Origin of the sequence: Rhizobium sp. YJ-22 (assembly GCF_029601685.1) — a bacterium.
GTDB lineage: Bacteria > Pseudomonadota > Alphaproteobacteria > Rhizobiales > Rhizobiaceae > Metarhizobium.
On the sequence record NZ_JARRIR010000039.1, the window covers coordinates 1 to 10,186 of the forward strand.

Sequence of the window (10,186 nt, forward strand, 5' to 3'; positions counted from 1 at the left end):
ATGCTGGCCGGAATGAAATCGGAATGGGTGGCCGGCTTCGTTTCGGAATCAATGGCCGGCTTCATCGGAATACGCACTCTTACCCGTCTCGACGAGCGCATCGCCCGCTCTCCCGTCGGTGAAGGCTTTCTGGAGCGCGCGCATTTTCTCGACGCGCATGCTTCGCTCTGGGTGGATGGTGAACTCGTCCATCTCGAGGACCTCGTCCTGCATGATGCGCTTCGAGATATTCGCGCACCCACCCACGAACTCACCATCGCTCGCGACATCCTGAAAACCCGACGCCGCATTGCCGCCCATCCACCCGCCTGGGCGCTCTCTGCTCAAGGCCTCGCGTCGCTGCGCGGGCGGGCGTGGCCCGCGGCATCATTGGGTGGCGACGGGGAGGGGCTGCCGGATGGGAATGTTGAGGTGGGCGGCACTGGGGCTGGGGTAGGGGAGGCCGAAGATCCGCACAGTGACAGTCTGGGTGATGCGTTTGCCGCGATCGATGCGGTGCTTGCCCGATCCGAGGCCGCCATCGAGGAGGCGAAGAGGCCGGGGCGGGCCAAAACCGCTCCGGACAAGGATCCCTTTGTCTACGATCTTGACTGGGATGAGGACGAGCGGCTGGCGGAGTGGCAGTCCGTGCTGGCGCGCGCCCAGGATCTACCACCGGTCCTTCAGACCATCGTCGCCCTCGATGCCTGGAATGAGATCGCCGTGCTCCAACATGCGCCCTGGCTCGGTCGGCTGCTGGCCGCCTCGGTCCTGCGCCAAGGCGGCGTTACCACCGGCGGACATCTCGCGGCGATCAATCTGGGGCTCAAGGCCATCCCTGTCGATCGGCGCCGGCATCGTGATCGGGAGACACGGTTGCTGGCAATAACCAAGGCGCTGATCAATGCCGCCGAGACCGGGCTGAAGGAGCATGACCGGCTGGTGCTGGCGCGGCAGATGATGATGCGCAAACTGGAGGGGCGGCGAACGTCATCCAGGCTGCCGGAACTCGTGGAGCTCGTCATGTCGCGGCCGTTGATCTCGGCCGGCATGGTGGCGAAGACGCTTGAGGTCACGCCGCAAGGGGCGCGGCGCATCGTGCAGGAGCTCGGTCTTCGCGAGATGACGGGCAGGGGGAGGTTTCGGGCCTGGGGGGTGATCTGATACCTGATGGTCTGACAGGAATTTGCATCAGCTTGAAATCGGACCGAACGGCTGGATGCCGGCGTGGTCAGCAATGAAAGTCAATTGAGTTTTCAAGTCGTCGAGTTCAAGCGTCGCAGCCTTAATCTGAAAATTTGGTGGCAACGCGGATATTTTCTCGGCGCTGTCCGTAACCGCACCATAGATCCTCTGAAAATCATAAGGGTATTCTGCACGAAGGTCTGGATTTGGTGCCTTCTCTCTCATTTCGCGTAGCTGTGTTCGCAGCATTTGCGCGGTTCTGGCGATGACTAGATTATCTGAAGCGCCTTCATAGAACTTGGTCTTTAAGCTAATGTCTGAGCCTTGCGTGGGTCCGTTTGGATCGTAACGCTCTACCAGGATGAAACTCCATGCGTTAGTGTATTGTCGAAGTCGGGTCGCTACGAGAGCAACGCAGGCTGAGAAGATATCTTCTGCCTCAGCGTTGGCCTGCCTGATCCCAAGTATTTTTGTCTGTTCCTCAATAAATCTGGCCTGCTTTTCCGCTTCTTTGGCCTGAGCCTTCATGACGGAGCGGTTATGTTTGAACTCGTCACGCGTCAGGGACAATTCCCGTCGCTGCTCGCGTAACTCGGTGGATTGGAGAATAACGGCTACCACAAGCCAGACGAAAGCGATGGGTGCCGAAACGCCAGCAGCGAAGTCACCCCATTCGTTAACCTTGGTTGGTGCGTGACTTCCACTATCAAAACATAGGGCGACGATGAGTGCGCCAACCAACCAAATAACACTGAAAGCGCCCGCCCCACAAAGAATTATCTGAGAGGAAACAGGCAGCGTGATCGCCCGCTCGTTCGAGAAATGTTCGTCGGACACTCGATAAAACCTACTTCAATTCCTTCGAAAGATCCGCCCATTTCACCAGTTTGATGCCATAGTCGGAGACCCATTGTGGGCTAGTCCTCGGCGCCCTGCCTTGAGGATGCACACCAACCACTTTTTTGCCTTGACGAATACTTTCTTCGACTTCCCACTTCACCCAATCGCTCTGACGCGTTGTGTCGGACACATAAACGACGCATACCGACGAACGGGCGATACGCTCCCCTATTTTCTCCTTGATATAGGCAGCGCGGTCACTGTTATAGGGCTCTCGAACCGAGTGATCGTTGAACTCGATGTCGCTGTTTTCATTCTTCGCATGTGCACGGAGAAGATTTACCTCGTCCATGTCTTCGGTTGCGAAGCTGATAAAAACATTTCGCTTCCCGCCTTGCAGCGCCTGTTTCGCCTTTTCTTCAAGGCTACGGATGTCGCCGAGCCGACTCCAGCTTCCGCTGCTGCCTCCCCCCACTTCACGCCTCCTCTATTTGGAACTCGTTGCAAGCAATGCAGTTTCCGCAAGGCTCTTCCTCGCCCATATGGCAGGAGTAGGTGCCTTCGATACCCTTGATTCGTGCAAGTGCAATGACTTCATCCTTATGGAAGGTGGCCAATGGCGCGAGCACCCTAATCTCTCGTCCCATAATCCGGCAAATTAAGCTTTCCGCATCCCGCAAGAACCCCGATGTCTGATCCGGAAATAATGCTGTCTCCTCGTGCAAAAGACCGATTGAGACGGCATCGGCGCCGACCTTGTACGCGTGCGCGGACGCAAGCAATAGGAAGAGCATGTTTCGGCCCGGGGTGAAAGCGTCCTCAATGATCCTCTGGCTTGGATCGGTGAGACCGGAACGTATGAGCGCTCCAAAGCCCGAAAGGTCCGCAACTTCAAGATTGTCGAGACCGAGTTTCGCCATCGCGCGCTTGCAGGCGGCAAGCTCGCGCTCGAGCGCGCGCTGCCCGTAATTGACGAAGAGCGGATGGAGGCGCAGGCCTTCTTCTTTGGCGAGATAAGCGACGAGGGTGGAGTCGAGGCCCCCAGACACCAGAGTGACGACGCTCATGAATAAGTTACCCTATTGTTTCCGGCTTTGAATACGCGCATGACAATCCAGATAGCCCAGTCCATCAGGCCGACTGACATTCCAAGGCTGTGGGCATAAGCCTTCAAGGCGTTCTCGCGGCGTGAGTATCCGTTAAGGGTGGACAACGCTCCGGGACGTTCGGCGCTGGCGAGGCCGACTTCATCCATGTAGTCGACCACATGCCGGTCGAGAACCGCCAGATCGTATGTCATACCCGCATTTCGAAGGAACATACTCGCTTGCTTGGGACCCATCCCGGGTGCGTTTGTCACAAACCAGCAGCGTGCTTCTTCCGCGCATGAAAACCCGTCGAGCAGAGGTAAGAGCCCGCCTGCTGCCGAGTGGACTGCGGCATGGGTCGCTGCCAGTTGCTGGGCCTTCGATTTAGGGAAGCGATAATGCTGAACGCGGCGCTCAACCAGTAACGGGGATCGCAGAATTGCTTCCAGTGCGTTCACCGAGGCGGCTTGGTGGTACAATACGGCTTCGCGTTCTAACGCATCTGCTGCAGCAACGGCGACAGAATATTTAACCTGGCTGCTCAGCACGCAGCATGAGAGCTCCTTCCACAGTATCCCCTCGTCTGCATCGTTTATCGATGATGTGGCGCGACGGTGGATCTCCGGGTAGATCGACACGATGGCGCGTTCTAGGCGAGCCGTGTCCGTCATCGCGAGAAGATCCCCGGCAGTTCCTCGGTTATCTGGTTGGTGGCGCCGTCCCCCATGACCTTTATCATGAACGCTTCCATTCGCTGCGTATGTGCATGGTCGTAGAGCTTTTGTGCGAATGATCGATAGTATTCGAGGTTGTGGAACGCGACCTTGCCCGCATAGCCGATATCCTTGTCTCCTAGCGCTTCCAAAGTGACCTTTGATTCGGAGAATTCAGTTTGAAAGGTGAAAAAATCAAAATGCTGATAGTGGTTTAGCCGGTTGGTGTGGTGATCGATAGCCATTCGGCACCATTCTAGGCCATCGAAACTATCGGCGCCGGCCGCGGCAAGAAGTGCGATGCTCCACGGGTTACCTGTCCCCAGAATATGCAGCGCTTGATAAAACGGAAGCTCGTTGAGAGCACGCCTAATTCTTTGAACCGTGGCGGCCCTTTCAATCAAGCCGAGACCAAGTTCGCGCTCGGCCACTGCAACGATTGGCAGTCGCAATTCGCGGGCAACGGCTGCGACAACCACGGGTAGTTGCCGGGTGTCGTAACCGGCTTCATATCTGTGGGTGTGGACGATCGGAAGGACTTTCGATCCGGTCGCATGCGCATCGTTATTGACCGCATCGATCACCTGCGCCACTGCCTTCGCGGGGTCTTTCGATGGCCGCATTACGTCGAAGCAATAGGACCAGTCGTGCGGAACGCCATTAAGCGCCTCATAAAAACGCTCAGGCTTCCACTTTCTGTCGCCGCGCCGGGTCGCCTCGTAGTTTCCGGAATCGACCAGAATGATTCCGCCAGCACTCCGTATCTTCTCTAACTCGGAAATCATTTTATCGGGCCGGCGCTTGTTCCACAGGTCGTAAGCCGAAACCAGAATTGTGGGCGACCCAAAAACCCGTAGGGCCTCAACTGCCTCCAAGGGGACAAGTTGGGTCTCATGCGATGACACTGATAGGAAAACGGCGGGCAGGGCGAGCGACGTATCGGGGATCGACGTGGGGCGGGTCGGAGGGACGCGGCGAGGCACAACGGAGGTGATTTTGCGAAGTAGTTTCTGAAAATCAGAGTGTGCTTCCGTTTCGTCCCACTGTAAGAAATCTACGCGGCTAAGGCCCCCATACGGGTAAGGCAGCTTGGCGCCATCGAGCACCACGGGAAGTATTTTTACCCCCGCTTCCTTCGCCAGTCGCATCTCGTCGACGACGGTCTCCTTCTCTGTCGCGCTTGCCGACAGGATCGCGACAACGCATTTCGTTCCAGCCATCTCCTGTTGGATAACCTTCGCAAAGTCACCGACCATCTCGTCGTCCCACCAGACATGCCAGTGTTTCTTAAGAAACTCGACAATCTTGGCCGTGATAGCGTTGTCCTCGCTCGAATGGACAACATAGACGTCTGACATGCAGCGAATCCCCCCCAAAGGACAACCGAATCCTATTGAGCGCATGCGGATTTGCAACTGGTACGTCTTTAAAACGTTCAACTTATGGGCGTTTCATACAAATTTGGTAAATAGCGGAAGCAAAATCGTCGGAGACACGGACGCGATCAATGTCAGGTGGTAAGGGTCGATGCTCTTCGTCGAGGACTACGATGCCCCCGAGTACGGTGTTTAGTGCACTCAGGCTCTCATCAGAAACACCGTCCGCGATAACGAGACTGACAGCGTTATTGCGACCCCCCGCGCCAGTCAACGCTTCTGCTGCAATCGATGCGTCCACCCCGAGGGACCTTAAGCAGTACAATGCCTCTTGTAACGTGTATCGGCGCCCCAAGGTATCGGCAGCGCCGTAAATGTCGACGGCCAAAGGTGGATTGCCTCTGACGGGTTCGCGGCCTTCAAGGCCAGCCGCGTCGATAGGGGAAACGGGAGCTTCGCAATAAATGGCGACAGCGCGGGAAGCCAAGTCAGCTGCTTCTATTGGATTTCGCCGCTCTTGAGCCCAGAAGTGCGCGAATACTCCTGAGAAGACGTCTCCAGTTCCGATTTTGAACACGCGAGACGATTGGTAAATGGGAATTTCAACTGCAGCGCCGATGCTTGAGTAGACGAGGGCGCCAAAGACGCCTCGCTTGACGACGACGACATTTGCGGCGCGGGATTCCATCAAGTCACGGGCGCCAGCATCGAGATCGTCGGATTTCGAGTAAGCTTTGAACTCTTGCTCGTTCATCACCAATGCAAGTTCGTCGGCGGCGGACCCGTTCTCGGAAAAAGCCTCGGGAGCGTGTGGCGACTGGGGGTCGTAGATCACCCGTGAGCCGGTCACGCGAGCCGACCCTTCGAGGAACCCAAAGCGAAGTATATTGTTCGCCTGTATGTCTAAGGGGGCCTCGCGCTGGATTTCTCGCAGGCGTGGTTCGATGAAGGGATCCGATAGAGGATGGAAGTATGCGAACGCGATGTCGCGCGACCTTGGATGAGATTGCAGCCTTACCCCCATCGATCGTAACCGTTGGGTGATCTCGGTAGACGGCTCTCGGAAGTATCCGTGCAAGGTGACGGCAGAGGCTAGGCGGCTTATAGCTACAGCCGCGCGTAGGCCCGATCCCCAGACGCCCTCCCAGGACGGAACCTCGCAACTTTCTCGATATATGCCCCCAGCAATATGCAACGGTGCGCTCCCTTTCAGAGAGCGCCGAATGAAGCACAGTTCGTGTGCTGAAGGCTAGTGGGCACGATGTTCGTCGACCGACGCGACTGCTGCCTACCGGCGAGATCCGTAATTCCGATGACGCGCGTATTTTCACCGGGCCGGCGGCAGAATTCTGTAGCTCTGTCATCGCGCTGATCGGCCTCGTAGAGAAATCGTTGTGCAAAGTGGCCGGTGAGTGGTTCATACGTCTTGTGGTTGCGCGGGCTCGCTAGTAGCTATTACTTAAACCGCTGGGGAGCGCTTATGCCATACTTGCACAACTATCGACTTTTCATCAGTCATGCCTGGCGGTACAGCGAAGGGTATGACCGGGCCATTCGCTTCCTAAACGACGCCAACCATTTCATCTGGACCAATTACTCAGTGCCTGAAGCTAGAGCATTCGAAGGACTAACTCGGGCTGGATTGCAGGAGCAACTACGAAACCAGATCAGGCCCGTCCAGTGCGTGGTAATTCTTGCGGGGATGTATGTTGCCCACAGCGACTGGATTCAGTTCGAGATCGACTTTGCAACGCAACTTCGAAAGCCGATTCTAGGCATCGTCCCCTACAGATCTCAGCGAATTCCATCAGCAGTTTCACAGGCCGCAGATATGATGGTTAATTGGAACTCGACCTCAATCGTCGCAGGGATCAGAGCAATCACACCGTGAAAAAAAACCAATTTGACTACCCGGCTCTCTATAAGACGGCCAATGACATGTCGGCGGGCTCACAAGCCCTTTATCTTCGACTTGTAAGAGCCGAATACCTGCTGCTTTTCTTAGCGGCGATCCTTTCAATGAACTTCTACACGACACCTGCGTACTTCATTATTCCGGTCCTAGTGCTGATCGGTTCGCTTGGTGTCCTGATCTACAGAAACCAACAAAAGCCTGAACAGGATTGGTACCGCGGCCGGGCCCTCGCAGAATCGATCAAGACATCCTGTTGGAAGTATTGCATGGTTGCGGAGCCTTTTGCTGGTAATGACAGCACTGAGGTGACCAGGGCAGAATTCCGCAGTTACCTTACCGAGATTCTCCAGGCGAACCGCCACATCGGAGACCGGATGCCCTCCGATAAAGCCGCGCACGACCAGGTGACGAAATCAATGGAGGAAGTGCGCGCCCTGCCTTTGCGAGAGCGTATCGAGTACTACGAGACATTTCGAATCCGCGAGCAGCGTTCCTGGTACGCAAAGAATGCGGGGCTGAATAGGAAGGCCAGCAAATTTTGGGTGATCGCTAGCGTCATCGCGTACGCATGCGCCATCATTATGAACTTACTGCGCGTGGTATTACCTGAATTCTCGTTCTGGCCTATTGAACCGGTCATCGTTATCGCATCGTCCATCCTTGGATGGATGCAAATCAAGAAGTTCAACGAGTTGGCCTCAAGCTACACACTGACTGCACACGAAATCGGTATCATTCAAGGCCGCATTTTGGAAGTGAATACCGATGAGGAATTCTCACAATTTGTCGTTGAAGCCGAGCAAGCCTTCTCAAGGGAACACACTCAATGGGTCGCTAGGCAGCAGCAAGCCTAGTGCCCTTGCTCGAGTGCTCAGGTAGAACGAGCGCTCTTAAACGGCCTCAAAATAAGAACGGAGACCATGAGATGTCGACCACAAAACCTGATGACCGGCCCGTGTGTTTTGTGGTTATGGGGTTCGGAAAGAAGACAGACTACGAATCCGGTCGAACGCTCGATCTAGACTCTACATTTGACGCCATCATACAGCCCGCTGCCGAGTCTGCGGGGCTTCGACCAATTCGAGCAATCGACATCAATGCGAGCGGCGTGATCGATGTCGCAATGTACGACCTACTTCTCCGGGCCGAGGTCGTGGTTGCTGACATCTCTACAGGAAATGTTAATGCTGTTTACGAACTGGGAGTGAGGCACGCGTTACGGCCGAATACTACCGTCATCATGAAGGAAAAGGACGGGAAACTCCATTTCGACCTGAATCATATCAATACGTTTATGTATGAGCACCTCGGGCCAGATATCGGCCACAAGGAAGCCAAACGTGCCAGTGCCGAACTCGGCGACCTCATAAAGAAGGCGCTGGCATCGACCGTTCCAGATAGTCCGGTCTACACATATCTACCGAAGTTGCAGCGGCCTCGGCTATCGGATGAGCAATACGCCGAGGTGTTGAACGAGGCAGAGGAAGCCCATCAGGTGTTGAGTGCGGTCCTGCAGCAGGGTAGGGACGCTTTCGATGCCAGCGATATGATCGGAGCGGCCGTGGCGTTTGAGAGGGCGTCCGAATTGAAGCCCGAGGAACCGTCCTTCAGGCAGCAATTTGCATTGGCGACTTATAAATCCCAAAAGCCATCCGCAGAGGTCGCCCTGCTGCGAGCGTTAAAAATTATGGAAGTGCTCAAGCCCGATGATTCCAATGATCCGGAAACCCTCGGGATCACGGGAGCCATCCATAAAAACCTTTGGCTCCTGCAGGGGGAGCGTGTGCATCTTGATCTCGCTCTCAGGTATTATAGTCGCGGCTTCGAAATCAGGCGCGACTACTACAATGGCGAGAATCTGGCCAGCTGCTTCGACATGCGTTCCATCGAGCAAGAAGATCCGGCGGAGCGACTGTTCGACAAAATGAGCGCAAGCAAGACGCGGGTAGCCCTTGTTGGCATATTGCACTCTATAGTGTCGGAGCCTTCCTTCTCTGAGCGCTCCGACCAGGCCTGGGTCTATGCAACCTTGGCGAATACGATGTATGGACTCGGCCGCGCTGCTGAGGGCGTATTATACGAAGATGAATTCAGGAAGCTAAACCCACCCGATTGGCATGTAGAGACTTTTGAGAAAACCAAGGTGACCCTTAGTGCCTTAGCGGGTAACAAGGATCGCGAACAGGAGATGGCGTGAGGAGGCACAAGAGCTGACATTGTAGTGATCGAACGTGTGGAGAGATCCCGATCGGCTATCGCCGGCTGCAGGCAAAGCCGATCGCGACACAATTACAGAGAGATAGCATTTATATCAAAGGGGTCGGCGGTTCGAGTCCCTTCAAGGCGTAACCGACTGGTAACGGCGCGGTTTGCGGCTGCGCCAAATCGGTCGCGCGCTGCGACAGAGGATTAGCGCGATGATCAGGCCAATGTAGATCAGCTGTTCCACTGAAAAGACTTTCGTCGACAAGGCATAGTGGAGCACGCCGCATGCGGCAATGATGTAGATCAGGCGGTGCAACCGGATCCAGTTCACGCCCATCCGCCTTATCGAAACCCTGTTGGACGTAACGGCCAGCGGGATGAGCATCGCAAGACCGGCCATTCCGAACATGATGAACGGCCTTTTGAGCGTGTCGTTCACGACAGCGGTGACGTCCATTGCCTGGTCAAGCACAAGATAGACGGTGAAATGAAGGACGATGTAGTAGAAGCACAACAGCCCAAGCGCCCTGCGATACGCGATGAAATTCCAGCCGATCAGGTCGCGAACAGGCGTCACGGCCATAGTGAGGATCAGAAACCGCAAGCCCCACAGCCCCAGAAGCAATTCGAAGGTCTTGACTGGATCGGCGCCCAGCCCGCCCGTCGCGCCGAGGTAAAAATACCAGACGGCAGGCGCCAGCCCGGCGACATATGTCGCCCATATCAAGGCCGGTTGCCATTGCTTCAACAAGCTTCGTCCGGACGGCTGCATCAGTAATTCGTCCGGAGGTCCATGCCCGCGTAGAGGTGTCCGTCGTCAAATGATTTGAGACTTTTTGGGCTTTGGAAGAATGGAGTTTCCGGCTCGGTTTGCGGGTTGATTTA

Annotated in this window: 10 protein-coding genes; 3 read left to right on the top strand and 7 right to left on the bottom strand. The window is 55.7% G+C overall.

The window, feature by feature from the left end:
* Positions 1 to 51 precede the first annotated feature (51 nt).
* Entirely contained in the window at positions 52 to 1,143 is a 1,092-nt protein-coding gene (locus P7F60_RS30405) for an RHE_PE00001 family protein (protein ID WP_277921201.1), read from the top strand.
* A gap of 27 nt (positions 1,144 to 1,170) precedes the next feature.
* Here P7F60_RS30405 and P7F60_RS30410 read toward each other — a convergent pair whose 3' ends face one another.
* The 6 genes from P7F60_RS30410 to P7F60_RS30435 form a co-directional block, all read right to left on the bottom strand.
* Positions 1,171 to 2,001: a hypothetical protein gene (locus P7F60_RS30410; RefSeq protein ID WP_277921192.1), complete on the bottom strand. Its 831-nt coding sequence runs from the start codon at positions 1,999 to 2,001 to the stop codon at positions 1,171 to 1,173.
* Positions 2,002 to 2,011: 10 nt separating this feature from the next.
* A complete protein-coding gene (locus P7F60_RS30415) occupies positions 2,012 to 2,479 on the bottom strand; it encodes a TIR domain-containing protein (protein ID WP_277921193.1) in 468 nt (155 codons plus the stop codon).
* Between the two features lies 1 nt (position 2,480).
* Positions 2,481 to 3,071 (bottom strand): 7-cyano-7-deazaguanine synthase, encoded by a 591-nt coding sequence (locus P7F60_RS30420; protein WP_277921194.1) that lies wholly within the window; start codon positions 3,069 to 3,071, stop codon positions 2,481 to 2,483.
* A complete protein-coding gene (locus tag P7F60_RS30425) occupies positions 3,068 to 3,763 on the bottom strand; it encodes a DNA lyase (protein WP_277921195.1) in 696 nt (231 codons plus the stop codon). Before P7F60_RS30425 ends, P7F60_RS30420 begins: the two co-directional genes overlap by 4 nt.
* Entirely contained in the window at positions 3,760 to 5,163 is a 1,404-nt protein-coding gene (locus P7F60_RS30430; RefSeq protein WP_277921196.1) for a toll/interleukin-1 receptor domain-containing protein, read from the bottom strand. Before P7F60_RS30430 ends, P7F60_RS30425 begins: the two co-directional genes overlap by 4 nt.
* A gap of 82 nt (positions 5,164 to 5,245) precedes the next feature.
* Positions 5,246 to 6,205, bottom strand: a complete 960-nt coding sequence (locus P7F60_RS30435; RefSeq protein WP_277921197.1) for a carbohydrate kinase family protein — start codon at positions 6,203 to 6,205, stop codon at positions 5,246 to 5,248.
* A gap of 818 nt (positions 6,206 to 7,023) precedes the next feature.
* Here P7F60_RS30435 and P7F60_RS30440 point away from each other — a divergent pair.
* Complete coding sequence (locus P7F60_RS30440; RefSeq protein WP_277921198.1) at positions 7,024 to 7,950, top strand: DUF4231 domain-containing protein; 927 nt, start codon at positions 7,024 to 7,026, stop codon at positions 7,948 to 7,950.
* 71 nt (positions 7,951 to 8,021) lie between these two features.
* Positions 8,022 to 9,293 carry a TRAFs-binding domain-containing protein gene (locus P7F60_RS30445; protein ID WP_277921199.1) on the top strand — a complete coding sequence of 424 codons (1,272 nt, stop codon included), beginning with the start codon at positions 8,022 to 8,024 and terminating at the stop codon, positions 9,291 to 9,293.
* A gap of 141 nt (positions 9,294 to 9,434) precedes the next feature.
* Here the strand turns inward: P7F60_RS30445 and msrQ are convergent, their stop codons facing one another.
* Positions 9,435 to 10,073 carry a protein-methionine-sulfoxide reductase heme-binding subunit MsrQ gene (gene msrQ, locus P7F60_RS30450; protein WP_277921200.1) on the bottom strand — a complete coding sequence of 213 codons (639 nt, stop codon included), beginning with the start codon at positions 10,071 to 10,073 and terminating at the stop codon, positions 9,435 to 9,437.
* Positions 10,074 to 10,186 lie beyond the last annotated feature (113 nt).